This window comes from Gordonia sp. SL306, assembly GCF_026625785.1.
GTDB lineage: Bacteria > Actinomycetota > Actinomycetes > Mycobacteriales > Mycobacteriaceae > Gordonia.
The window spans coordinates 5,110,997-5,135,945 of the sequence record NZ_CP113063.1; the positions used below are offsets into that span (position 1 = coordinate 5,110,997).

Below are 24,949 nucleotides of genomic sequence, written 5' to 3' on the forward strand. Positions count from 1 at the left end.
ACACTCGTTTCAGTGACGACGGTGCGCACGTCCGCTCCAGTTCAGAAAGGGCGACGATGAGTGATACACGATCGGGTCAGGCCACGAGCGTTTCGACGGACGCAGACGCGGTCACCATCCGAGCGATGGACCACCCCGGGGACCTCGGTTGGGTGATCCAGACTCACGGTGAGGTCTACGCACGGGAGTACGGCTGGGATGCCACCTTCGAAGGCCTCGTCGCCACGATCGCCGCCGACTATGCGACCGGGCACGACCCACGGCGCGAAGCCGCCTGGATCGCCGAACTCGAGGGCAGGCGTGCCGGCTGTGTCCTCTGTGTGGCCGGTGACGCCGCCGACACCGCACAGTTGCGCGTACTCCTCGTGGACCCTGCCGCTCGCGGACACGCACTGGGAACTCGACTCGTCGACACCTGCCTCGATTTCGCCCGCGCCGCCGGATACCGTCGGATCACGTTGTGGACCAACGACGTCCTGACATCGGCTCGCCGCATATACCAGGCCGCCGGCTTCACCCTCGTCGACGAGGAGCGCCACCACAGTTTCGGTCACGACCTGCTGGGCCAGAACTGGGCACGAGACCTCTGACTTGTCCACCAACGCCACGCCGTCGGCCCGCGAGTCCGAGCTTCTCGAAGCGGCATACGACTACGTCCTCCAGCACGGACTGACCGACTTCTCGCTTCGCCCGCTGGCCGCCGCCATCGGCTCCAGTCCGCGAGTGCTGCTCTATCTCTTCGACAGCAAAGACGGCCTCATCCGGGCGATCCTCACGCGTGCGCGCCGCGACGAACTCGAACTCCTCGCCGGACTCCGCGATCACGAACCCACCGACGAGACCCTCACCGAGGTCGCCCGCCAGATCTGGTCCTGGCTCGCCGCCCCGGAGCATCGCCCCGTGCTGGCGCTCTGGGTGGAGGCGTATGCGCGATCCCTGATCGACCCGGACGGGCCCTGGGCGCGATTCGCCGCGGACACCGTCGACGACTGGCTCACCGTCCTCGCATCCGCACAGCCGGTCCCTGGCACCCGCGAGGCGGAGAATCGACGGACCGGCGTCCTCGCGGTGCTACGGGGCGCCCTGTTGGACCTGTTGGCAACCGGAGACGCCGAACGAACCACGGCAGCAGCACATGCCACTCTCGATCGCATCGCCGCGCCCTCAGGCAGGTCCATCAACCGTTCACGCCATCGGGGCCCGTGACCGGTCGGCCGTCGCGATCGCGACGGTCGACCGGTACGAACATCAGCCTCGTGCCGACTCCAGCGCCTCGTTGAACGTCTTGCTCGGTCGCATCACCGCAGCGGTCATCTCGGGGTCGGGTGCGTAGTAGCCCCCGATGTCCACCGCGCTGCCCTGCACCTCGTTCAGTTCTGCGACGATGGCGTCCTCGTTCTCGGCCAGCGTCTCGGCCAGCGGGCCGAAGCGCTTCTGCAGTTCCTCATCGTCGGTCTGCGCGGCCAACTCCTGCGCCCAGTACATCGCGAGGTAGTACTGGCTCCCACGATTGTCGAGTTCACCGGAGGTGCGCGACGGACCCTTGTCGTTCTCCAGCAGCTTGCCGGTCGCCGCGTCGAGAGTCCTCGCCAGGATCTCGGCGCGCTTGTCCCCGGTCTTCTTCCCGAGATCCTCCAGACTGACGGCCAACGCCAGGAACTCGCCGAGCGAATCCCAACGCAGGTGATTCTCCTCGATGAGCTGCTTGACGTGCTTGGGTGCGGAACCACCCGCTCCGGTCTCGTACAGACCGCCACCGGCCATCAGCGGCACGATCGAGAGCATCTTCGCGCTGGTGCCCAGTTCGAGGATCGGGAACAGGTCGGTCAGGTAGTCGCGCAAGATGTTTCCGGTCGCGGCGATGGTGTCCATCCCGCGGATCACCCGTTCGAGCGTGTACCGCATCGCTCGGACCTGCGACATGATCTGGATGTCGAGACCGTCGGTGTCGTGATCCTTCAGATACGTGTTGACCTTCGTGATCAACTCGTTCTCGTGCGGGCGGTAGGGGTCGAGCCAGAACAGCACCGGCATCCCCGAATCCCGTGCGCGCGTGACAGCGAGTTTGACCCAATCGCGGATAGGCGCATCCTTGACGATGCACAACCGCCAGATGTCACCCTCCTCGACGTTCTGCGTCAGGAGGACCTCACCGGTCGCGATGTCGGTGATGTTCGCGACGCCCGTCTGCGGGACCTCGAACGTCTTGTCGTGCGAGCCGTACTCCTCGGCCTTCTGCGCCATGAGGCCCACGTTGGGCACGGTCCCCATGGTCGTCGGATCGAACGCACCGTTGGTCTTGCAGAAGTTGATCATCTCCTGGTAGATGCGCGAGAAGGTCGACTCGGGATTGACTGCCTTGGTGTCCTTCATCCGGCCGTCCGCGCCGTACATCTTTCCGCCCGCGCGGATCATCGCCGGCATCGATGCGTCGACGATGACATCACTGGGGGAGTGGAAGTTCGAGATGCCCCGCGCCGAGTCGACCATCGCCAGCTCGGGACGGTGCTCGTGGCACTTGTGCAGGTCGTCGATGATCTCCTCGCGTTGCGCGCTCGGCAGCGACTCGATCTTGCTGTACAGATCCGACAAACCGTTGTTGACGTTCACGCCCAGTTCGTCGAACAGTTCACCGTGCTTGGCGAAGGCGTCCTTGTAGAAGACCTTCACGGCGTGGCCGAACACGATCGGGTGCGACACGCGCATCATGGTCGCCTTGACGTGCAGGGAGAACATCACGCCGGTCTTGTAGGCGTCCTCGATCTGCTCTTCGTAGAACTCGACCAGCGCCTTCTTGCTCATGAACATGCTGTCGATCACGTCGCCGTCGTCGAGTGTCACCTTCGGCTTGAGCACGAGTGTCTCGCCGCTCTCGGTGATCAGCTCCATCTTGACCTCACGGTCGCCGTCGACCGTCATCGACTTCTCGCCGTGGTAGAAGTCGCCCTCCGTCATGTGCGCGACATGTGTCCGCGATGCCATCGACCACTCGCCCATGCTGTGGGGATGCTTACGCGCGTACGCCTTGACGGCCTTGGGTGCGCGGCGATCGGAATTGCCCTCACGCAGCACCGGATTCACGGCACTGCCCAAACACTTGGTGTATCGATCCCGGATGGTTGCCTCGTCGTCGGTTTTGGGATTCCCGGTGTAGTCGGGGATCGCGTACCCCTTCTCCTGGAGTTCCTTGATCGCGGCGAGCAACTGCGGAACCGACGCGCTGATGTTCGGCAGCTTGATGATGTTGGTGGCCGGGTCCTGCGTGAGGCGCCCGAGCTCGGCCAGGTTGTCCGGCAGCCGCTGTTCCTCGGTGAGGTAGTCGGAGAACTCGGCGAGGATCCGTGCCGCCACCGAGATGTCACTGGTCTCGACGTTGATGTCGGCCGCATCGGCGAACGCGCGGATGACCGGCAGAAAAGCCTGCGTCGCGAGCATCGGCGCCTCGTCGGTCAGTGTGTAGATGATGGTCGGCTGCTCCGCGCTCATAATCCTGCCTTCGTCTTCAGTTTCGGTCACGCAACACATCGGTCTGCTTGCCTCAGCTTTACCAGTATCACGCCGGAGGACGCTGGGTGCCCACCAATGAGAGCGATGGCGGTCATCGCTCGGTGATAGATCACCTACGGTCTTACAAGAACCGACAATCGCTTCGACACCCGGGGGAACAATGGCGCGTGATGACGAGGTGAACCCACCGACGATCGCAGAGCTACTCAAGCGGGCCGCGCGGGAGTTCGGGGACGTCGCCTACACCGTCTCACCCAGTGACCGCATGACCTATGTCGAGGCAGAGGAGCGCTCCGCGCTGGTTGCCCGGTGGCTGCTCACCCAGCATGTCGGCAAGGGGTGCCGGGTCGGTCTGTTCTTCACCAGCGGCGTCGAATGGACCGTCTGGTGGCTGGCCGTGAGCCGGATCGGCGCGGTCGCCGTTCCGCTGAGCACGCTGTATCCGCCGGCCGAGCTGGCGCGGGTGCTCCGCCTCGCGGACGTGCAGGTGTTGGTCGCGCCGACCGCGATCCTCGGCGTCGACATCCCCGACAAGTTCGAGGCAGCACTGCCCGGCCTCGACGATCAGAGCCGCGGTCGGATCCAGCTCACCGCCACCCCCTTCCTGCGTGACATCGTGCTCACCGGCCCGTCCGAACGGTCCTGGGCGACCCGTTGGCAGCGCGACGACACGTCGTTGGTCGCCCAGGCGCTCCTCGACTCCGTCGAGAGCGAGGTCTCGCCCGCAGACGTCGCGCTGATGATCCACACCTCGGGCTCCACGGCCCTCCCCAAAGGAGTGGTGCACACCCACGGCACCGTGGTCCGGCAGACCTCGCAGTGGGCCAGATGCTGCAGGCGAGCAACGGCGGTGCAGCGATGCCGGTTGTGCTGTGCGCGATGCCGGTGTTCTGGATCGGCGGCATCCTGGCCGCCGCCGGCGCACTGCACGCCCCTGCGACGGTGCTGACCGTTCCGCGTCACGATCCCGGTCCGGCACTCGACCTCATCGAGCGTGAACGCGCCACCGGGTACGTCGGGTGGCCGGCGTTCATCCAGCAATTGCGGGGCGATCCGTCCTTCGCCGAGCGTGACCTGTCGCGCGCCCCGCTCCTGCGCGACGGCCCGGCCGACATCGCCATGATCAACTCACCGCTCGGTCATCCGATCCACCGCACCATGACCGAGACGGCAGGCGGTTGGGCGGCCACCGAGAAGCGGATCGTCGACGACGACGGTGCTGTCGTGCCCGTGGGCGAGATCGGGGAGCTCTGGATCCGTGGCACCGGCGTCATGGCCGGATACAACAAGCGCGAGCGGTCGGAGGTCTTCGATCCCGACGGGTGGTTCCACACCGGCGATCAGGTCTATGAACTGCCCGACGACCCACGGCTGTTCTACGTGGGACGCGACACCGAGATGATCAAGGCGGCGGGTTCGAACGTCTCACCTCGGGAGGTCGAGGCCGTCATCGAAGAGTTCCCGGATGTGGCTCATTGCCTCGTCGTCGGAATCGATCATCCGACCCGGGGCGAGGAGGTGGTCGCTGTCGTGGTGCCGGCGGGCGGCGACGTCGATGCCGCCGACCTCGATCGCCGCACCCGCGACCAACTGTCCCGGTACAAGGTGCCGACCACGTGGTTCACGGCGTACCTCGACGAACTCCCTTTGTTCCCGACCGGGAAGCCGGATCGGCGCGCCCTCCGGGAGAGAATGATGGCGGGCGTTCTGGGCCGTCGGCTCGAGCGGTGATCGGCCCCCAGCCGCGACGGTTCCCGTCATCCGCGACCCGGAAATGGCGTCGCGGATGACGGGAACCGTCGCGGCTGGGTAACCTACCGCAATGCGTCGGCGATCCGCCGCCACTGCGCGCGCGGGACCGCACGCTGGTCTGCCTGCAGCACCTGCAGGCAGACATGGTCGGCGCCCGCGGCGCGATGTTGGTCGATCCGGGCGAGCACGGCCGACTCGTCTCCCCACGCGATGGTCGCGTCGAAGAGCCGGTCGCTGACGGAATCCAGATCGTCGTCGGAGAACCCGAGGCGGCGTAGGTTGTTCGCATAATTCGGCATTGCCAGGTAGCCGCGCAGCCATGGGGTGCCGATCGAGCGGGCCTCGTCGCGGTCGGTGGTCAGGACCACGGTCTGTTCCGGCGCGAGCAGGGGACCGTCGCCGAGAGCCGATCGAGCGACCGCGGTGTGCTCCGGTGTCACCAGGTACGGGTGCGCGCCGCGGCTGCGTTCCGCTGACAAGGCCAGCATCTTGGGGCCGAGCGCCGCCAGCACCCGACTGTCGGTCGGCACCGGTTCCTCGGCACTATCGAGACCGTCCAAGAAGGTCTTGGTGGTCGCCAACGGCTTTCGGTAACGCCCGGCTTCCTGCGCGTCGATCAGGGGAGCGTGACTGATCCCGAGACCGAGCAGGAACCGCGGGCCGTGCTCGGCCGTCAGTCGCGCATGCGCCGCAGCCACATCGTGCGGCTCGTGCATCCACATGTTGAGAATCCCGGTCGCGACCACGACATTCGACGTCGCACCGAGCAGATTGGCGACCGAGTCCAGCACCGGTCCGCCGACATCGGGGATCCACAGGGCCGTGAAGCCCAGCTCATCCAGTTCCGATGCAGCGTCTGCGGCCTCGCTCGGATCTCCGTAGCGCAATGGCGAACTCCAGATACCTACCCCGTTGAGATTCACGTACCCGACCCTACTGGTCGACGGAGCCCGATTCCGGGCGGAATCTCCTATCCCGATCTGACGAAAGACTTGAAGATGAAGCCGACTTCAACTATACCTCGATAGGACTCCGATCACAGTCACTGATTCCTCCGCAATGCGTCACACCGAGCGCGCTGGCGGTCATGGCGCACTCATCAACGAAAGTGGTGTCCCACGTGAGCTGTTCACGGCCCGGTGCGCGACCGCACCGTCGAGTCCTCGATCGCGTGACGACTCGTGTTGGAGTGTCGAGGTGACCCCGCCCCAGGAGCCCGGGCAGGCCATGTCGCTTTTCGACGTCGCCGGGAAGTCAGTCGTCGTCACCGGCGGGACCCGCGGCATCGGGCTGATGATCGCGCGGGGCTTCCTGCAGGCAGGCGCGCGTGTGATCATCTGCTCCCGCAAGGCTGAAGCCTGCGAGCGGGCGCGCGCCGAATTGTCCGACTCGGGCGATGTGGCTGCACTGGCCGCCGATCTGTCCACCCCGGCCGGGGTCGAAGCGTTGTCCCGGTTCGTGGCAGACGAATTCGATCGCGTCGACGTGCTCGTCAACAATGCGGGCGCCACCTGGGGAGCACCAGTCGACGAGTTCCCACAGTCGGGCTTCGACAAGGTCCTCAATCTCAACATCACGTCCGTGTTCGAGGTGACGCAGGCACTACTGCCGATGCTCCGTGCCGCCCCTTCCGACGGCCCGGCACGGGTGATCAACATCGGATCCATCGACGGCATGGTTGTCTCGCACACCGACAACTTCTCCTACGGAGCGTCAAAGGCGGCCGTCCACGGGCTCACCCGCAAGCTGGCGGCCGCTCTGGCGCCGGAGCAGATAACCGTCAACGCGATTGCGCCAGGACCGTTTCCGTCGAAGATGACGGCGTTCATGCTCGACGACCCCGACATGCGGTCCCAGGTGGAAGCCGGTGTCCCGCTCGGACGCGTCGGCACGCCCGACGACATCGCAGGTACGGCGATCTTCTTGTCGTCACGGGCCGGGGCTTACCTCACCGGCGTGGTCATACCGGTCGACGGAGGAATGAGCGGCACCCGATGACCACGTGAGTCGCACCGACTCGAACATCCCGACAACGACTTCCGGAGAACAGGTTTCGCGAACCTGTCGGATAAGCCCCGACCCCAATTCGATCCTTGCAGACGGGAAAACGCGTGACACAGACCAACGCAGAACGAGATGCGGCACAAATCGCGGGCTCGCCGAAAGGCGGCCTGCACTCGCTCTGGGACCGCAAGCTCGATCACTATCCACTGCCTGCGGCACGATACCGATACCTCGCCATCACGGTGCTGGCGACAGTCATCTTGTACTACCAGCTCTACATCCAGGGCGCCGTGGCAACCAAGATCATCACGTCGTTCGGCATGACCTTCACCCAGTTCGTCGTGGTGTCGATCGTCGGCAACCTCCTGGGCGCCTTCGCTTCTTTGGCAGCCGGGCTGGCGGACCGCTGGGGCCGCGCCAACCTGGTGGTCATCGGCCTGTTCATCACCGGCCTGCTGGTGCTGTTCGCGCTCCCGCATGCGCCGAACACCTTGTGGTACATCATCTTCTTCGCAGTCTTGAGCATTGTCGAGGGCATGATCCTGGTGGCGACACCTGCGTTGATCCGTGACTTCTCGCCACAGGTCGGACGTGCTCAGGCGATGGGATTCTGGACGATGGGCCCGGTACTCGGCAGCCTCGTCGTGACCATGGTGTCGAGCAATACACTCGACAGCCACCCGGATTGGCGGTTCCAGTTCTATGTCTGCGGGATCGCGGGTCTGGTCGTCGCGGTCATCGCGCTGGTCGGCCTCCGCGAGTTGTCGCCAGGGCTTCGTGACCAGCTGATGGTCAGCCTGAACGAACGGGCGTTGATCGAGGCGCGGGCCGGTGGTCTCGACACCGAGACCGCCCTGCACGGGCATTGGCGCCAGATGATGAGGTTCGACATCGTCGGACCGGCCATCGCGATCAGCCTGTTCCTCATGTTCTATTACATCGCGGTCGGGTTCTTCGTCGTCTACTTCGCCACCACATTCGGCTACTCGGAGGCTCGTGCCAACGCCTTGGCGAACTGGTATTGGATCGCCAACGCGATCGCCCTCATCGTCGCCGGCGTGGTCTCCGACAAGATCCGGGTCCGCAAGCCGCTCATGGCCATCGGGACCGTGATCTCCGTGATCGGCACCGCGATCTTCGCGATGCTCAGCACCCGTCCCGATACGGGCTACTACACCTTCGCGCTCGTGCTCGTGGTCATCGCCGTGGGTGGCGGCATCGCCTACTGCGCATGGATGGCCAGTTTCACCGAGACCGTCGAGCGCCACAATCCGGCCGCCACCGCGACCGGTCTGGCGATCTGGGGGTGGACTGTCCGCATCACGGTGACGCTGGCACTCATCGTGCTGACCTTCGTGGTGCCGGCCACCTCGACCCTGGTCGACCAGGGCACGCGCGTTTCCCACATCGTCGCCGAGTATCCCGAACAGGTCGCGACCGCGAGTGCTGTCGAGCCGGCTACCCTGAGCGCGCTGGCCGCGAATCCACGCGATGCGCGGGCCGGCGTGGCCGCCGTCGGACAGTTGATGGGTGCGGGCCTCGCGGCGACCCCGCGGGAGGCAGCTGCTCGACTGCAGCAGTTGAGCACCGATCCGATTCCGCCGGGGGACCAGGCGTTCCTGGCCGAACATGCGGCCGATGTCGAGCAGGCGCAGTCGGACAATCCGGGTCAGTGGAAGATCTGGTGGTGGATCTGCGTCGTCGCCCAGATCCTGTTCGTGCCGTTCATCTTTGTGCTGAGCGGGCGATGGAATCCACGCCGGGCTCGGGAGGACGCACTTGCCCACGAATCGATGATCCAACGCGAACTCGCCGCGCTGCACCACGACTGACCACGACGACGCGAGATCACCGGAGGGTCTCGAGCAGTGCGGTCCGGAACTCCGGGGTCCCGACCGCACCCAGGTGGTTCCCGGGCACTCGGATCAGTGTGGCCGACAACTCTTTCGCGAGGACCTCGGGTCGGTACGCGAGATCGTCGTCGACACCGGCGATGACCACGGCGACCTCGGCGGAGATCTTTTCGAAGGCGATGGGTTCGGTGTTGACCGCCTCGGCCTGCGCCGCCAGCGCGAGCCGGTCGTTGTCGGATGCGTCGGCGAACAGCCGGAATCGGCGGGCGGCCGGGTCGGTCACGGTCGCCGGGTCTTCGGCACGCAGAGCGTCGGCCAGAGCGCGCTGGTCGATCACCCGGGTGTCGACACCACCGAGGTCCACCACGCCCGCACCGACACCGCCGATGACGAGCCGGCGGATCCGATTGTCGTGCACCGCGGTCAGCAACGAGACGATCGCACCCATCGAATAACCGACCAGATCCACTTCCGCGATGTCCAGCGAGTCGAACAACTCCACGAGGTCCCGCGCCATGCGGCCCTCACCGTAACGGCCGGGATCATGGGGTTTGTCCGATTCGCCGTGCCCGCGCGCGTCGACCACGATCACCCGATGACCCTCGGCGACAAGAGCATCCACCAGTCCGGCTGCCATCCAGTTCTGTGCACCACTGGACGCGAAGCCGTGCTGCAGGACAACCGGTGGTCGGCCGGAAGCGTCCCCGCCAGAACCGTCCCCGAACGTGCGATAGGAGATGGCGATCTGGTCGCCGGCAATGAGTCGATGCGGTGACGTGTTCACGCATCGCACCTTAGCGATGGTTCTCGGTCTGAACCATCGTCGGCGTCGCCACCCCTCCCGCCCGCGTAGGCTCGGATCATGATGCGCGCCGTCGTACTCGATGCACCGGGCCCGCCGGAATCCATGACCATCCGCTCGGTTCCGACTCCCACACCCACCGTCGGCTGGGTTCTCATCCGGGTCAAGGCATTTGGCTTGAACCGATCAGAGTTGCATTTTCGGCGGGGGATGGGATCGTTCGGATCCTTCCCCCGTATTCCCGGGCTCGAGGCGGTGGGGGTGGTTGTCGAATGCCCCGGTGGTGAGCTTGCGCCCGAGACCCAGGTGGCGGCGTTGATGGGCGGCATGGGCCGCACCATCGACGGCGGGTACGCGCAGTTCGTGTGCGTACCGGTGTCCTCGGTGGTGCCCTTCGCCAGCGAGCTGCCGTGGGACGTGCTGGGCGCAGTGCCGGAGATGGTGCAGACCGCTCATGGCTCGCTCACGATCGGTGCCGGTGTTGCCGCAGGCGAGTCATTGCTCATCCGCGGGGGCACCTCATCGGTCGGCCTGGCCCTGGCCGTCCTCGCCCGGCGCGCGGGTTGCGTGGTCGTGTCGACAACGCGCAACGAGGCCCGGGTGGACTTCCTCCGCGAGTTCGCCGATCACGTTGTCGTCGACGACGGCGCGATCAGCGAGGCGGTCCGCGATATCGTGCCGGACGGGGTGCACGGAGCCGTCGAACTCGTTGGAGTCAACACACTGCCGGACACCTTGCGTGCCACGCGCGCCAAGGGGACCGTGTGCTTCACCGGTATGTTGTCCGACCAATGGACCATCGCCGAGTTCTATCCGATGGACTATCTGCCCACTGGAGTCCGACTGACCGCCTACTCGGGTGGATCCAGCGATTTGCCGCCGCGAGTCCTGCAGCAGTTTCTCGACGACGTCGCGGCCGGCAGTGCCACCGTCCCGATCGGTCACGTCTATCAACTCGATGAGATCGCCTCGGCGCACCGCGACATGGAAGACGGCACGCTCCTCGGCAAGGGCGTTGTCCTGACGGAATGACCGACAGACCGGGGCGCGAGCCGGCGCGTCGCGGTGGGCCGGCCGGCCCCTCAGTCGGTGAGAGAGACCCGGGCGATCTCGGAGAGCGCGCGGTCTTCGCGTGGCTGTTCGAAGACGACGCGGGCGGTGCGCCCGTCCGTCATCAGTGTGGCAATGGTGTTGCCGAACAACGGACCGCCGACGTCGGACCAGTTGATCGGCAACGGGGGAGATCCCAGATGCCGGGCCCACGCGCGGGTCACACGTGCGGCCCGCGGCGACCACGCATACTCCAGTACCGGCTTGACGTACCCGGGGACATGATTGTGAACGGGCGAGCACACCAGCTGATGAACTGCGGTCGCCGTCGTACCCGGGTGGTCGGCCCGTGCCACATAGCTGTGATGGACGTCGCCGGAGAGCACGGAGACGGTGGCGGGCGCACGGCCGGGCCGCGTGGCCACACCGATGATCAGGTCACTGAGCTTCCGGAACGATTCCATGAACGCAGGCCAGTGCTCGAAATCGGTCGCCTGACGGATCTTTTCGGCGAGTCGCCCGCGGAAGCCGGTCCGGTTGGCCGCGATCTCGTTGATCGTCTGCAGGTCACCGAGCGCAGGCGGAAGCAGCCAGGGCAGCGATGACCCCAGGATCAAGTGGTCGACGCGGTCGACGCCGTCTGTCATCTGCTCCTCGAGCCAGTCGAACTCCCGGTCACTCAACATCTTTCGAGAACCCCCGGACAGAATTCGACCGTTGCGCGAGTCGATCATGACGAGTCTGGCCGTTCCCATGTCCCATCGGTAGCTGAACCGCAGACCCTTCTCTCCGTCGGCGTCGTCATCGGCGCGGTCGGCGAGATCAACCAGCAATGGCCAGCAGTCGCCGGTGGAGTCGATCACCTTTCGATAATCGTCGTCGGCGGCGAGTTCGGTGGGACTGAGATTGCCCAGATGCTGATACACCCAGTACGACGCGAGTCCCGCCCGGATCCGGTCCCGCCACCATGGCACGGACTTCATCGACGCGCGCCACGCGGCGGAGGTGTTCCAGTCGTCGCGGATGTCGTGGTCGTCGAAGATCATCGCGATGGGCACGGTGGACATGAGCCATCGGATCTCCGGATCGCCCCACGTGTGCCGATAGAGCCCCTCGTACTCGGTGAAGCTCACGACCTCGTCGGGTGGACGTTTGGTACGGACCGAGCCGCTGCGGCGGCCGGCAAGGTGCCGACGCGCCTCGGGGGTCAGTTCGTCGGCGTAAACCTGGTCGCCGAGCAGGATGACGACGTCGGGCAGCGCCGACACGGGTTGCCCGGTCAATCGTGTGGCGTAGCAGTCCAGTGCATCGGAACCGAGCTTTTCGTCCAGGGCGGCGTCGCCGGTCTTGGGGTAGCGACACGACCCGAAGACCACCCGAAGACTCCCGTCGCGGTCGGCTCCCCGTGTCCGGATAACGCTCGGTGGGTACCGGGACTCCGCAGGCGGCCACTCCTGCGTCCCGTCGACGTGGAGTCGGTACTCGGTGGTCGAGCCCGGCGTCAGACCGTCGACCACGACCAGCGCGTAGTGGCAGCCCTCGACCTCGAACGTCGACGCGCGACAGCCCAGCACCTCGACGTCGGCGCGGTTGTCGGTCTGAACCCAGATGATTGCGGTGGTCTCGCCTACGTGACGCAAGATCGGACCGAGAACGAGAGCCATCGGTACAGCCTAGGTGCGTGCTCGACGGGCCACCGTACGAACAGCGCGCACCCACCTCGCAGCCGCGCACGTCGCGACGTGCGCAGAACGACAGCGGGTTCGCGTGAGCATTGCGGACCTGCGCCCGCACGGCCCCGATGTGCAGGTCAGGGTGCATCATCCACGTCCCGGACGAAAACGTCACACTGCCCGTACTCGCGCGTAGGGAAACGATTCGCCACAATCATGCGAGGTGCGTCGCCGGCATCCAGCGCCGGCACGGAGCACACCGACCCCGTACTCGGGCGTAACCGTCGAGACGGGCGCCGCGACCTCCGCGGCCGACACGTACGAATCGAAGAGATTGGAGTCGGTGATGTTCACACGCATTGCCATCGTGAACCGCGGCGAGTCCGCCATGCGACTCATCCATGCCGTCCGCGGCCTGTCCGCGGAGACCGGACAGCCGATCGAGGTCGTCGCGCTCTACACCGACGCCGATCGCAACGCGACATTCGTGCGTGAAGCCGACGTCGCCTACGACCTGGGGCCCGCGGCCGCTCGGCCCTATCTGAACCTCGAGGTCCTCGAGCGCGCACTCCTCGCGACCGGTGTCGACGCGGCATGGGTCGGCTGGGGCTTCGTCGCGGAGGATCCACTCTTCGCCGAACTGTGCGAGCGCATCGGCGTCACCTTCGTCGGGCCTTCGCCGGAAGCGATGCGCAAACTCGGCGACAAGATCGGCGCCAAGCTGATCGCCGAAGAGGTCGGCGTCCCCGTGGCGCCCTGGAGCCGTGGAGCCGTCGAGACCATCGACGAGGCCGTGGCGGCGTCGGCCGAGATCGGCTACCCGTTGATGCTCAAGGCCACCGCGGGCGGCGGCGGCCGGGGTATCCGGGTCGTGACGAACGACGGCGATCTCCGCGAGGCCTATGAGCGGACCCGCGACGAGGCGGCCCGAGCCTTCGGCAGCGGCGTCGTGTTCCTCGAACGCCTCGTCACCGGCGCCCGCCACGTCGAGGTGCAGGTGATCGCCGATGGTCAGGGCACCGCCTGGGCACTGGGCGTCCGTGACTGTTCGGTCCAGCGACGAAACCAGAAGGTCATCGAGGAGTCCGCATCGCCGGTCCTCTCCGAGGCGCAGGTCGCCGAACTCAAGACGTCAGCCGAACGACTGGCCGTGGCCGTTGGCTATCGGGGCGCGGCCACTGTCGAGTTCCTCTATCACCCCGGTGAGCAGCTGTTCGCGTTCCTCGAGGTCAACACCCGTCTGCAGGTCGAGCATCCGATCACCGAGGCCACCACCGGCTTCGATCTGGTCCGGGCTCAATTGCACGTGGCCTCGGGCGGACGTCTCGAAGGCGAGCCACCGGCGGAACGTGGTCACGCGATCGAGGCCCGTCTGAACGCCGAGGATCCCGACCGCGACTTCGCGCCGTCCCCCGGCCGCATCGCGCGCCTCGAACTGCCCGCCGGGCCGGGCATCCGCGTCGACACCGGGGTCAGCGAGGGCGACACCATTCCCGCCGACTTCGACTCGATGATCGCCAAGATCATCGCCTACGGCCGCGACCGCGACGAGGCGCTCGGGCGTCTGCGCCGGGCGATGGTTCAGACGCGGGTGATCATCGAAGGCGGCGCAACCAACAAGAGCTTCGTCCTCGAATTGCTCAACCAGCCCGAGGTGATCGACGGCAGCGCCGATACCGGCTGGATCGATCGGGTGCGCGCCGAGGGTCGACTCGTCGCCCATCGTCACTCCGCGGTCGCGTTGGCCGCCGCGGCCATCGACGCCTATGAAGAGGGCGAGTCGGTGGAGCGTCACCGGCTGCTGTCCACCGCGTCGGGTGGTCGGCCACAGGTGCAGCACGACAGCGGTCGTCCGCTCGATCTGAAACTGCGTGGTATCGGTTACCGCGTCCGCGTCGCGCGCATCGGCGCGCACCGTTTCCGCATCGGCATCGAAGCCGGTGACCACACCCGCACCGCCGACGTCGATCTCGAACGCTTCGACGAGCACACCGCGCAGATCGTCCTCAACGGCGTCCGCTACCGACTGGTGACCGACACCCACGGACCGATCCACCTCGTCGACGTCGACGGGGTGACTCATCGGGTCAGTCGCGACGAAGGTGGCGTCGTCCGCTCGCCGGCCCCCGCACTGGTCGTCGCCACTCCGCTGGAGGTGGGCGCCGAGGTCGAGGCAGGCGCACCCGTGCTGGTGTTGGAGAGCATGAAGATGGAGACGGTGCTGCGAGCGCCGGTCCGGAGCCGGTTGAAGGAAAGCCTGGTGTCGGTCGGCACCCAGGTGGAGACAGGTGTGCCGCTGCTGCGCCTGGAACCCCTCAGCGACGACGACGAGGCCGAGACGCCCGACGACGCGACCGACGACGTCGACATCGAACTGCCCGACGAGCCCGTCGACGTGTCACCGCAAGAGCGCACCGGCCGCAGCCTCGAGGATCTGCGCAGCCTGCTGCTCGGGTACGACGTCGACCCACACGACCGCACCCGACTGCTCGACGACTACCTCGCCACCCGCCGCGTGGCGATCGAGAGCGGTCGTCGCCCGCTCGCCGACGAACTCGAACTGATCACCGTGTTCGCCGACCTCGCCAAGCTGAGTCAGAACCGGCCGTCGGGGGAGGCCATCGGCGACGAGCGCGTGCACAGCTCACGCGAGAGTTTCCACACCTATCTGCAGAGCCTCGACGTCGAGCGCGACGGCCTGCCGGAGGCGTTCCACGCACAACTCGGAAGGGCACTCGCCCACTACGGGGTGACCGATCTCGATCGCACCCCTGAACTCGAGGCTGCCGTCTTCCGGATCTTCCTGGCCTTGCAGAATCCCGGCGACTCGGTCACCGTGCTCACCACCCTGCTGCGCGAGTGGCTCGGGGAACCGACCCCGCGCGAGGAGTTGAGGGATTCCGTCGGCACCGCGCTCGATCGGCTGGTGGCCGCGACTCAGGTGCGGTTCCCGGTCATCGCCGATCTCGCGCGTGGGCTCATCTACGCGTGGTACGGACAGGAGCTGCTGCGTCGCAATCGCGCACGCGTCTACGACAATGTTCGCGATCATCTGCTCTATCTCGACGACAACCCCGCCGCCGCTGACCGCGCCGAACGAATCTCGGAGATGGTCCGCAGCACCGAGCCCCTGGTCCGGCTCCTCGCGCAGCAGGTGATGCACGGCAAGGCCGACAACACCGTGATGCTCGAGGTCCTGACCCGCCGCTACTACGGGAACAAGGGACTCACCGATGTGCGGATCCAGCAGGCGGGCGGCGCCCGTTTCGTGGTCGCAGAGCGGGAGAGCGCGAAGCTGGCGTCGGCGGCGGTGAGCTTCGACAATCTGGGACCTGCGCTGGCCGGTCTCGCCGAGCTGGCCCGCGACACCCCGTCCATCGATGCCGACATCTACTTGAGCTGGGAACAACAACCCGAGGATTTCGACGCGATGGCGTCGGCGCTGCACGAGGTCATCGCGGCGACCCCGATGCCCAGCCAGGTACACCGCATCACCACCACGGTTGCCGGCAGTGGTGATGCACTGATGCATCACCACTTCACCTTCCGGCCGTCCGCGACCGGTATGGCGGAAGAACGTCTGATCCGTGGCCTGCATCCTCACATCGCGCAGCGCATGCAGATGGAGCGCCTGCACAAATTCGATCTCACCCGGCTGAGCTCGTCCGACGACGAGGAGGTCTACCTCTTCCGGTGCGTCGCCCGCGACAACCCGTCCGACGACCGCCTCATCGCGTTCGCACAGGTGCGCGACCTCACCGCGGTGCGCGAACACGACGGCCGACTGCTGGCTCTGCCGACCGCCGAGACGATCCTGGCGTCGTGTGTCGATTCGATCCGACGGGCGCAGCGCCCGTCCGGCCGGACCGCCGACACCAACCGCATCATCATGTACATCTGGCCGCCGATGGACGTCACCGCCGAGGAACTCGCAGCGATCGCCGGATACATCCGTGCCATCGCTGCCGGCGTCGGACTCGAGGAGGTTCAGCTGATCGCGCGTCGACGCGACCACGACACCGGGATCTTGTCGAAGGTCGCCGTGCGATTCTCGATCAACGCCACGGGTGGCTTCGACGTCAGCGTCGGAGAGCCTTCCGACGAGCCGATCGAACCCGTCGACGGGTATCGCCAGAAAGTGCTGCGCGCAGCGAAGCGCAACACCGTCTACCCCTACGAGCTGGCCGGCCTGCTCGGCGAGTTCTCCGAGTACGACCTGAATGCCGAACAGGTCCTGGTGCCGGTCGATCGTCCGAAGGGCGGCAACACGGCCGCCATGGTGGTCGGCGTGGTCACCACCCCGACCGACAAGTACCCGCAGGGTGTCACCCGAGTCGTGCTGCTCGGAGATCCGACGAAATCGCTTGGTGCGCTGTCGGAGCCGGAATGCAGTCGGGTGATCGGAGCGCTGGACCTCGCCGAACGGATGCAGGTTCCGCTCGAGTGGTTTGCGCTGTCGTCGGGTGCCCGGATCTCCATGGACTCGGGAACCGAGAACATGGACTGGGTGGCGCGCGCCCTCAAGCGCGTCGTCGAATTCACGCAGGCGGGTGGCGAGATCAACATCGTCGTGGCGGGTATCAACGTCGGCGCGCAGCCGTACTGGAATGCCGAGGCCACGATGCTGATGCACACCAAGGGCATTCTGGTGATGACGCCGGATTCGGCGATGGTGCTCACCGGCAAGCAGTCCCTCGACTTCTCCGGTGGCGTGTCCGCCGAGGACAATTTCGGCATCGGCGGATACGACCGCGTGATGGGCCCCAACGGACAGGCACAGTACTGGGTGCCGAACCTGGGTGCGGCCAAGGATCTGCTGATGAGCCACTACGACCACACCTATGTCGTACCCGGCGAACAGACGCCGCGGCGGTCACTGACCAGCGACCCGGCCGATCGGGACATCTCCGACTATCCGCACGTTCTTGCGGGCAGTGACTTCACCACCGTCGGACACATCTTCTCGGCCGAGACCAACCCGGATCGCAAGAAGCCCTTCGACATTCGGACGGTGATGCGCGCACTGGCCGACCAGGACCACGTGGTGCTGGAACGCTGGGCGGGCATGGCCGACGCCGAGACGGCCGTGGTCTGCGATGTCCACCTGGGCGGTATCCCGGTGTGCCTGCTCGGGATCGAATCGCGGGAGGTGCAGCGACGCGGCTACAAGCCGACCGACGGTCCGGACACCTACACCGCGGGCACGCTGTTTCCCCAGTCCTCGAAGAAGGCCGCGCGGGCGATCAACGTTGCCAGCGGCAACCGTCCGCTGGTGGTGCTCGCCAATCTGTCCGGTTTCGACGGTTCTCCCGAGTCGCTGCGGAAGCTGCAGCTGGAATACGGTGCGGAGATCGGTCGCGCGATCGTGAACTTCCAAGGGCCCATTGTGTTCTGCGTGATCTCGCGGTACCACGGCGGCGCCTTCGTGGTGTTCTCCAAGGCGCTGAACCCGAACATGACCGTGCTGGCCATCGAAGGCTCGTACGCGTCGGTGCTCGGCGGGGCCCCGGCCGCGGCGGTGGTGTTCGCCGGCGAGGTGGGCAAACGCACCTCGGCCGACTCCCGCATCCGCGACCTCGAGACCCGGGTGGCGGAAGCGTCCGGCACCGACCGCTCGACGTTGAGCGCCGAGCTCGCGGAGATGCGGCAGTCTGTCCGGGCCGAGAAGATCGGTGAGGTCGCCGCGGAGTTCGACGCCGTCCACAGCATCGCGCGTGCCGTCGAGGTCGGCTCCGTCGACGCGGTGATCCGTGCCGACGAGCTGCGTCCCCAGATCATCGGGGCGATCGAGGCGAGTACCGCTTGGTCGGGACAGGGTGCCCAGGTGGGCGTTTCGTAAACCGAGAGCCTGTGGACAGATGCCACGTTCCGGTAGACGGAGCGTGGCATCTGTTCGTCTGTCTAGTGTTGGGTCATGAGGATCCTGATCGTCGGAGCCAGTGGGGCAGTTGGTGGCGTCGTCAACGAATCTCTTCGCCGGATGGGTCATTCGACCACCGCGACCAGCCGGTCACGGCGAGCGGACACGACGACCATCCGGCTCGACACGACTGCCGGACTCGAGGATTTCTCGTCGGCGGCGGCCGACCACGACGTCGTCGTCAACACGTCCGGCGTCGAGGACACCGCGGTCCGTCGTGCGTGTGCCGATGTCCCGTTCGTCGACATCTCGGCCTCCGGCGCCTACCTCGATGCACTGGCCGGCGTCGACGGCCGGGCCACCACGGTGCTCGGCGCCGGGCTCGCTCCCGGCCTGACCACCGTCCTCGTCGAGGCGCTGCACAATCGGCCGGGGGACGACGTCGATGTCGCGATCATGCTCGGCTCCGGTGAACGGCACGGTGCCGCGGCGGTCGAGTGGACGGCCGGACTGGTCGGGCGCGAGATCTACGCCGCGGGTGAGGGTTCACCGGTGCTCAACTACCGAGAGCGACGCGGTTTCGACATGGCGGACGGCCAACGCACCTACCTCCGCACCGACTTTCCCGACCACGTGCTGATCGGGACCGGCCGGGGCATTCGGATACGCAGCTATCTGGCGCTCGACGATCGCGTCTCCACCGCCGGTCTGGCGCTCGTCGGGCGGTTCCCCGCACTCCGGCCGGCGTTGACGCGGGCGCCGCACCGGGGCAGCGACCGGTGGCACATCATGGTGCGCAACCGCGCTACCGCGCAACAGGCCACCGCCCACGGTGCCGGACAGTCGGCGACGACGGGCGAGTTGGTCGCGCGGGCCGTCGTCGCGGCCGCCACGTCACCGTCGTCGGGGACGGTTACAGTAGCCGACCTGGCGACACCTGAGGACCTTCGGGCGACACCCGGCATCTCGGAGATCATCATCGATTGACCGTGGGAGGCACGAGACTCGGCGAGTTGTGCCGGCCTCGAGTCGGGGTTCCTACCAGATTCGACGACCGACCACGGCGAGCCTCGTCGCGCCCTACCGTGTAATCGAGGCCACCTCGCGACAACACGAGAACCTCCGAACCGCTTCCGACCACCAGGAGATCGAACATGACCGTCACCACCGAGTCGACCAGTGACCTCGTGGCCGAGCCGATGCGTTCGCGCCGTAACCACTGGAACAACCAGGTGCGCCGGCATGCGTTCATGACGCCCGACCGCACCGCGGTGACGTACCTCGACACGGCGAGAACCTGGCGAGAGCTCGACGAACGGTCGCGCGCCTTCGCCGCCGCATTGCACCGCCGCGGCGTGCGGTTCGGCGATCGTGTCCTGATGGCGCTGCTCAATCGCACCGAGTACATCGAAGCGGTGTTGGGCGCCAACCTGATCGGCGCCATCCCGGTCCCGGTGAACATCCGGATGAGCCCAGCCGAGGTCGCGTATCTCGTCACCGACAGCGGTGCCAGGGTGATCGTCACCGAGAAGCTGCTCGCACCGGTGGCGGAGGCGGTCAGTACGTCAACGGGCGCCATCGACACCACGATCGTCGTCGATGGCGGCGACAGTGGCGCGCAGCTCGACTACGAAACCCTCATCGCCGAGGATCCGACAGATCTGCCGGAGATCGATGTCCCGGAGGACACCGTCGCCGTGATCATGTACACCTCGGGAACAACCGGAAAACCCAAGGGTGCCATGCTGACCCACACAAATCTGCAGGCGCAGGCGGTGACCACGATCAGCGCGTCGCAGGGGAGCACCGACGACGACGTCGCCTCGGTGGTACCGCCCATCTTCCACATCGCCGGCCTTGCGGCATTCGCGCCGGTGTTCTATCGGGGTATCCGGTCGGTGATCCATCCGCTCGGCGCGTTCGATCCCGAGGCGATGCTCGACACACTCGAGCGCGAGGGCACCACGTCGGTCTTCATGGTCCCGGCCCAATGGCAGGCCGTGTGTGCCGCGCAACAGGTCCGCCCCCGCGATCTCAAGCTCCGGACGATCAGTTGGGGAGCGGCTCCGGCGTCGGACTCCGTGCTCAACGCGATGAACGAGAACTTTCCCGCCGCACTCAACATGACAGCCTTCGGACAAACCGAGATGTCTCCTGTCACATGCATTCTCGAAGGCAAGGATGCGTTACGCAAGGTCGGCTCGATCGGCAAGGTCGTGCCGGCGGTGACCGCCCGCATCGTCGACCCGATGATGAACGACGTGAAACCCGGCGAGGTCGGCGAGATCGTCTACCGCGGCCCGAACATGATGAAGGGCTACTGGCAGAATCCCCAGGCCACCGCTGATGCGTTCCGTGGCGGATGGTTCCACTCCGGCGACCTGGTGCGCCAGGACGAGGAGGGCTTCCTCTACGTCGTCGACCGGGCCAAGGACATGATCATCTCCGGCGGCGAGAACATCTACTGCGCCGAGGTCGAGAACGTGCTGTACGGCCATCCCAAGATCGCCGAGGCAGCCATCATCGGCCGTGCGGACGACCGGTGGGGAGAGGTGCCGGTGGGGATCGTCGTCCTCGCCGACGGAGTCGACGATCTCACCCTCGCAGAACTCGAGCCCTACCTCAATGACAATCTGGCGCGTTTCAAGCATCCGAAGGATCTCGTCATCCTCGACGAACTGCCGCGAAACGCGGGCGGCAAGGTGGTGAAACCCAGGCTGCGCGAAGCTTATGGCAGCAAGGACGCCGGGCTGGCCGACTGATCGCGAACGACGTGTGAGTCAGCGGCGGGCCTCGACCAGATGCCGGGTCGAATGCGCGACGAAAGGCCGGCCGGCACGCATGTGCGCGTCCATCTCGCGCAATTCGTCCTCATAGGCGTCAATCGAGAAGTCGGGCACCCACCACACGCATTTGCGCAGAATCCACACCACAGCGCCCACATCGAAGAACTCCATTCGGCAACGCGCTCGCTGCAGATTCACGACATCGAGCCCGGCCTGTTCAGCGGCGAGGACCTCACGTTCAGGGTCCCGTCCGCGACGCTGCTCGGGGAGGGGACCGAGGAAGAACTCGATGAGCTCGAACGCCGATGCCGGCCCGACATGCTGGGCGAAGTAGTGGCCGCCGAGCGCCAGCACCCGGCGAATCTCCGCCCAGTCCGGCCGGACCGGATGGCGTGCCGTCACCAATTCGAATGACTCGTCGGGAAACGGCAACCGACCACCGTCGGTCGTCTCGACCACCCGCGCTCCGCGCGGGCTCAGCGAGTCACGAGCTCGTCGTGCGTTGGGCGGCCAGCCCTCGGTCACGACCATCGTGGGTGGGAGGACGGGCGCTTGCGCCACGACTTCGCCACCGCCGGTGTCGATGTCCAACGCCGACCGTACCCGGCCGAGACGGTCGGCCAACTGACGCGAGAACCCCCAAGGTGGGCGACCGGCCGAGACGGTCGGCCAACTGACGCGAGAACCCCCAAGGTGGGCGTTGTTCGGTTGCGCGGCCGTTCAGCCAATCGAAGCCCCACCCGCTCACGTCGGCGGATGCGGCCTCCGCGACGAGCGTCCCGAAGGACCGCATCCCGTCACCGAATCCGCTACTTCGAGTAGTCGTAGAACCCCTTACCGGCCTTCTTGCCGAGATACCCGGCATCGACCATCCGCTGCAGCAGCGGCGGCGGAGCGAGGTGAGGTTCGCGGAACTCCTGATACAGCGATTCGGCGACGTCGAGGACCACGTCGAGACCGACGGTGTCGCTCAGCGTGAGCGGTCCCATCGGGTGGGCGCAGCCGTTGATCATGCCGGCGTCGATGTCTTCCTTTGTCGCATAACCGCTCTCGTACATACGAATCGCGCTGACGAGATAGGGGATGAGCAAGGCGTTGACGACGAACCCGCCGCGGTCACCGGCCTGGATGGTCCGCTTGCCGAGGTGGTCGCGGGCATACGTGGTGACCGTGTCGATCGCCTCGGTCGAGCTGGCGAGACTCGCGATGATCTCGACCAGGGGCATCACCGGCACCGGATTGAAGAAGTGCACGCCCACCACCCGGGAGGGATCGGCCACATTCTTCGCGACGCGGATGATCGGGATGGACGAGGTGTTGGTCGCGAGAATCGCGTCTGCGGCAGTCACCTGATCGAGCTCCGAGAAGAAGTCGACCTTGAGTGACTCGATCTCCGGCAGCGCCTCGATCACCAGTTCCCGATCACCGAAGTCGGCGATGGACGTGGTGGTCCGCAGCCGGGCGAGCGACTCCGTGGCCTGCTCCTCGGTGATCTTTCCTGCCTTGGCTCCGCGTGCCAACGACTTCTCGATCCGGGCGCGCGCGGCGTCGGCCGCGTCCTGGTCACGCTCGAGAACCAGAACCTCGTCACCCGCGCGTGCGGCCACCTCGGCGATCCCGGCGCCCATCGTCCCGCCGCCTACTACTCCCAGGTGTGTCACGTGTAAAGCCTCCCGTGTCGAGATCGGATATCGGAGGTCGATGGCTCTGCGCCGTCGACGCGCTCTGAAGACAACCTAACGGGCTCGGCCCGGCGCGTCTCGATCGGATCGGGCAAGTGGCGGCCCGGCCGCGGAACTTTTCATCGCATGGCCGCATCCAACCCAGTGTTCACACCAACCCGTAACGACGCGAGGGGCCAGAAGATGACAAGCAGCACCATCATTGACGAGCCGAGCACCGAGCTCGATCGCACCGACGATCCGTGCGTGGTGCGCAGGCACCCGCCGGAAAGGTTACGCAAGCTGGTGGGCGCGGCTCTGACCATGACCGCGCTGCTGATGGGTCTGGGTCTGTCGACAGCGGCTCCGGCATCGGCAGGCCCGGTGGATTGCTCGACGTTGCCGGCCCGGATCGCCACCCACAATCAGGAGGTCGCTCAGCTCTCCGCCTATGCGCGGTCGGTGAACGCCTCGGGCGGTGGCACGCCGGCGCAGATCGCCCAGTACGAGGCGCAGAAGGCGCAGGTCAACGCCCGGCAGGGGGCACTGGAGGCGGAGCGGGCCGAGTGCGGGGGACGGGCCGGCCAACAGGCCCAGGAGAGGGGTCGTGAGGCGGCTGTCCCGCGGCCGGAGTGGCCCGCTGCAGGTCATGCGAATCAGCTTCCCAAGTCGGGCAGTACGCCCTACGTTCCGCCGAAGAGTGCGCACGGCAGACCCAAGTCGGTCCGGAACGGCGGATTCATCGACAACAAGGGCCGCACCTGGACATGGGACAAGTCCCGTCACGGTGGGGAACACTGGGATGTGGTGGATCGCAGCGGTCACCATGTGAACGTGTATCCCAACGGCCACGTCCGCGGTTAGGTGAGACAGGAACAGGTGATGGAACTTCTGACAGGCGTGGATCCCCGCCTCCTTCCGGATTGGGTCGATCCGAGGCTGGTCGTCCGGATCAGCGGGCACGGCGATTCCCTCTTCGCGATCGTGGGGAACCCCCACACCTTCCGCGGCCTCCTCGCGATCAACGATCTCGCCATGGGGCAGAACATGTCGGTGCGGCCATCACAGATTCGCGAGGCCACCGGGTTTGCCCAGGGCTGGCTCGAGGGATACCTCAGCGGCAACGAACCCTCGCCGCCGCCCAACGATGCGCTGGAAGAGTTGCGCTGGGATCGTGAACGGGCGTTGTTCCACATGTACGAACGCGAAATGCCGCCTTCATCTCAGGGCCGGTACGTCGTGGACGCCATCCGATCCACGGACGGCATCCCAGAGGTCGAGGCATATCGGGCGGTCGCGTCGGTGTTCGCCGAACTGTCTGTCTCGCACGCACTGTGGCGTCACAGCGGCTGGCTCCCGGTGACCGCCGATCGCGCGTCGCTACCAGCGATCGGGATGACGACCGCCGACGACGTGGCCGCCGCCTTCCGGTATGTCAATCCCGCGTACGCGATCGACGGCACGATCGACACGTGGCAGAGGTCGCTGCGTGTGATCAACGACCACACCGGTGCGGGCATCGCAGGACTCGTCGAGATCCTCATCGACCTCGACACCAGCGGGCCCTCGGTCGATCGGCTCCACATCGTGGTCAATGTGGAACGGCCGGATCAGATCGCCGCCGCCGACGGCACGACGTCCGAGAGTCTGCTCGAAGACGTGCTCAGGGCGATCATCGTCGGCGTCGATCCCGACGTGGCGTCCGTGGCCCACGGTGCCGCTCTCTACGAAGGGGAGCCGTTCTCGATCGAGCCGCCCGACGAGTCCGAAGACCCGACACCGCCGATACTGCCCGGATCCCTGACCTACGTGGCCGCGCGACTGCAACCCGATCTGGAACCGATCGCCGCACTCCCGTTCGATCGTCAACCGGCCGGTTCTGGAGTCCTCATCCGGCACCGAGGTGGCCTCACCATGACCGGTGAGACCGCGAATGAGCTTTCCCGGGCGTTGAACTCGCGTACATCGGCGCGACGATGACGACACCGGCACGACACCCGA

General features: G+C 66.4%; 18 protein-coding genes. 12 read left to right on the plus strand and 6 right to left on the minus strand.

Annotation, left to right across the window (positions count from 1 at the left end):
* The first annotated feature begins 125 nt into the window (after positions 1-125).
* Together OVA31_RS23430 and OVA31_RS23435 are read left to right on the plus strand one after the other, a co-directional pair.
* Positions 126-590 carry a GNAT family N-acetyltransferase gene (locus OVA31_RS23430; protein WP_267628928.1) on the plus strand — a complete coding sequence of 155 codons (465 nt, stop codon included), beginning with the start codon at positions 126-128 and terminating at the stop codon, positions 588-590.
* 1 nt (position 591) lies between these two features.
* Positions 592-1,206 carry a TetR/AcrR family transcriptional regulator gene (locus tag OVA31_RS23435; RefSeq protein ID WP_267628929.1) on the plus strand — a complete coding sequence of 205 codons (615 nt, stop codon included), beginning with the start codon at positions 592-594 and terminating at the stop codon, positions 1,204-1,206.
* 42 nt (positions 1,207-1,248) lie between these two features.
* On the opposite strand, the gene OVA31_RS23440 is transcribed toward OVA31_RS23435, so the two are convergent.
* Positions 1,249-3,486, minus strand: coding sequence for an NADP-dependent isocitrate dehydrogenase (locus tag OVA31_RS23440; RefSeq protein WP_267628930.1), 2,238 nt, complete (start codon positions 3,484-3,486; stop codon positions 1,249-1,251).
* Positions 3,487-3,667: 181 nt separating this feature from the next.
* Between OVA31_RS23440 and OVA31_RS24790 the strand changes: the two genes are divergently transcribed.
* Entirely contained in the window at positions 3,668-4,456 is a 789-nt protein-coding gene (locus OVA31_RS24790; protein ID WP_420714109.1) for an AMP-binding protein, read from the plus strand.
* Positions 4,366-5,238: an ANL family adenylate-forming protein gene (locus OVA31_RS24795; protein WP_420714110.1), complete on the plus strand. Its 873-nt coding sequence runs from the start codon at positions 4,366-4,368 to the stop codon at positions 5,236-5,238. The genes OVA31_RS24790 and OVA31_RS24795 overlap by 91 nt, the downstream gene beginning before the upstream one ends.
* Before the next feature lie 83 nt (positions 5,239-5,321).
* Here the strand turns inward: OVA31_RS24795 and OVA31_RS23450 are convergent, their stop codons facing one another.
* A complete protein-coding gene (locus OVA31_RS23450) occupies positions 5,322-6,182 on the minus strand; it encodes an LLM class F420-dependent oxidoreductase (RefSeq protein ID WP_267628931.1) in 861 nt (286 codons plus the stop codon).
* 304 nt (positions 6,183-6,486) lie between these two features.
* On the opposite strand from OVA31_RS23450, the gene OVA31_RS23455 reads away from it, so the two are divergent.
* Together OVA31_RS23455 and OVA31_RS23460 are read left to right on the plus strand one after the other, a co-directional pair.
* Complete coding sequence (locus OVA31_RS23455; protein ID WP_267631678.1) at positions 6,487-7,257, plus strand: glucose 1-dehydrogenase; 771 nt, start codon at positions 6,487-6,489, stop codon at positions 7,255-7,257.
* A 113-nt stretch (positions 7,258-7,370) separates the two neighbouring features.
* On the plus strand, positions 7,371-9,095 hold the full coding sequence (locus OVA31_RS23460) for an MFS transporter (RefSeq protein ID WP_267628932.1): 1,725 nt from the start codon (positions 7,371-7,373) through the stop codon (positions 9,093-9,095).
* A gap of 16 nt (positions 9,096-9,111) precedes the next feature.
* Here OVA31_RS23460 and OVA31_RS23465 read toward each other — a convergent pair whose 3' ends face one another.
* Positions 9,112-9,900 (minus strand): alpha/beta fold hydrolase, encoded by a 789-nt coding sequence (locus OVA31_RS23465; RefSeq protein WP_267628933.1) that lies wholly within the window; start codon positions 9,898-9,900, stop codon positions 9,112-9,114.
* A gap of 78 nt (positions 9,901-9,978) precedes the next feature.
* Here OVA31_RS23465 and OVA31_RS23470 point away from each other — a divergent pair, with 78 nt between their 5' ends.
* On the plus strand, positions 9,979-10,950 hold the full coding sequence (locus OVA31_RS23470; RefSeq protein WP_324290149.1) for a zinc-binding dehydrogenase: 972 nt from the start codon (positions 9,979-9,981) through the stop codon (positions 10,948-10,950).
* Between the two features lie 50 nt (positions 10,951-11,000).
* On the opposite strand, the gene OVA31_RS23475 is transcribed toward OVA31_RS23470, so the two are convergent.
* Complete coding sequence (locus OVA31_RS23475) at positions 11,001-12,632, minus strand: alkaline phosphatase D family protein (protein WP_267628934.1); 1,632 nt, start codon at positions 12,630-12,632, stop codon at positions 11,001-11,003.
* A 355-nt stretch (positions 12,633-12,987) separates the two neighbouring features.
* Between OVA31_RS23475 and OVA31_RS23480 the strand changes: the two genes are divergently transcribed.
* The 3 genes from OVA31_RS23480 (at position 12,988) to fadD5 (ending at position 21,263) form a co-directional block, all read left to right on the plus strand.
* Positions 12,988-18,480, plus strand: coding sequence for a carboxyl transferase domain-containing protein (locus tag OVA31_RS23480; protein WP_267628935.1), 5,493 nt, complete (start codon positions 12,988-12,990; stop codon positions 18,478-18,480).
* A gap of 75 nt (positions 18,481-18,555) precedes the next feature.
* Complete coding sequence (locus tag OVA31_RS23485; protein WP_267628936.1) at positions 18,556-19,488, plus strand: saccharopine dehydrogenase; 933 nt, start codon at positions 18,556-18,558, stop codon at positions 19,486-19,488.
* A 167-nt stretch (positions 19,489-19,655) separates the two neighbouring features.
* Entirely contained in the window at positions 19,656-21,263 is a 1,608-nt protein-coding gene (fadD5, locus tag OVA31_RS23490; RefSeq protein ID WP_267628937.1) for a fatty-acid--CoA ligase FadD5, read from the plus strand.
* Positions 21,264-21,281: 18 nt separating this feature from the next.
* Here the strand turns inward: fadD5 and OVA31_RS23495 are convergent, their stop codons facing one another.
* Positions 21,282-21,878 carry a methyltransferase domain-containing protein gene (locus tag OVA31_RS23495; protein ID WP_420714111.1) on the minus strand — a complete coding sequence of 199 codons (597 nt, stop codon included), beginning with the start codon at positions 21,876-21,878 and terminating at the stop codon, positions 21,282-21,284.
* A 218-nt stretch (positions 21,879-22,096) separates the two neighbouring features.
* Complete coding sequence (locus OVA31_RS23500) at positions 22,097-22,948, minus strand: 3-hydroxybutyryl-CoA dehydrogenase (RefSeq protein ID WP_164309749.1); 852 nt, start codon at positions 22,946-22,948, stop codon at positions 22,097-22,099.
* A 204-nt stretch (positions 22,949-23,152) separates the two neighbouring features.
* Between OVA31_RS23500 and OVA31_RS23505 the strand changes: the two genes are divergently transcribed.
* Complete coding sequence (locus OVA31_RS23505; RefSeq protein ID WP_267628938.1) at positions 23,153-23,812, plus strand: polymorphic toxin type 37 domain-containing protein; 660 nt, start codon at positions 23,153-23,155, stop codon at positions 23,810-23,812.
* Positions 23,813-23,830: 18 nt separating this feature from the next.
* Positions 23,831-24,928 carry a hypothetical protein gene (locus OVA31_RS23510; RefSeq protein WP_267628939.1) on the plus strand — a complete coding sequence of 366 codons (1,098 nt, stop codon included), beginning with the start codon at positions 23,831-23,833 and terminating at the stop codon, positions 24,926-24,928.
* Positions 24,929-24,949 lie beyond the last annotated feature (21 nt).

What these genes read in the sequence shown, in the direction of transcription:
- OVA31_RS23505 (WP_267628938.1), top strand. Translation starts at nt 23,153, where the DNA reads ATGACAAGCAGCACCATCATTGACGAGCCGAGCACCGAGCTCGATCGC.
- OVA31_RS23480 (WP_267628935.1), top strand. Translation starts at nt 12,988, where the DNA reads ATGTTCACACGCATTGCCATCGTGAACCGCGGCGAGTCCGCCATGCGA.
- OVA31_RS23475 (WP_267628934.1), bottom strand. Translation starts at nt 12,632, where the DNA reads ATGGCTCTCGTTCTCGGTCCGATCTTGCGTCACGTAGGCGAGACCACC.
- OVA31_RS23455 (WP_267631678.1), top strand. Translation starts at nt 6,487, where the DNA reads ATGTCGCTTTTCGACGTCGCCGGGAAGTCAGTCGTCGTCACCGGCGGG.
- OVA31_RS23430 (WP_267628928.1), top strand. Translation starts at nt 126, where the DNA reads ATGGACCACCCCGGGGACCTCGGTTGGGTGATCCAGACTCACGGTGAG.
- OVA31_RS23470 (WP_324290149.1), top strand. Translation starts at nt 9,979, where the DNA reads ATGATGCGCGCCGTCGTACTCGATGCACCGGGCCCGCCGGAATCCATG.
- OVA31_RS24790 (WP_420714109.1), top strand. Translation starts at nt 3,668, where the DNA reads ATGGCGCGTGATGACGAGGTGAACCCACCGACGATCGCAGAGCTACTC.
- OVA31_RS23510 (WP_267628939.1), top strand. Translation starts at nt 23,831, where the DNA reads ATGGAACTTCTGACAGGCGTGGATCCCCGCCTCCTTCCGGATTGGGTC.
- fadD5 (WP_267628937.1), top strand. Translation starts at nt 19,656, where the DNA reads ATGACCGTCACCACCGAGTCGACCAGTGACCTCGTGGCCGAGCCGATG.
- OVA31_RS23485 (WP_267628936.1), top strand. Translation starts at nt 18,556, where the DNA reads ATGAGGATCCTGATCGTCGGAGCCAGTGGGGCAGTTGGTGGCGTCGTC.
- OVA31_RS23440 (WP_267628930.1), bottom strand. Translation starts at nt 3,486, where the DNA reads ATGAGCGCGGAGCAGCCGACCATCATCTACACACTGACCGACGAGGCG.
- OVA31_RS24795 (WP_420714110.1), top strand. Translation starts at nt 4,366, where the DNA reads ATGCCGGTTGTGCTGTGCGCGATGCCGGTGTTCTGGATCGGCGGCATC.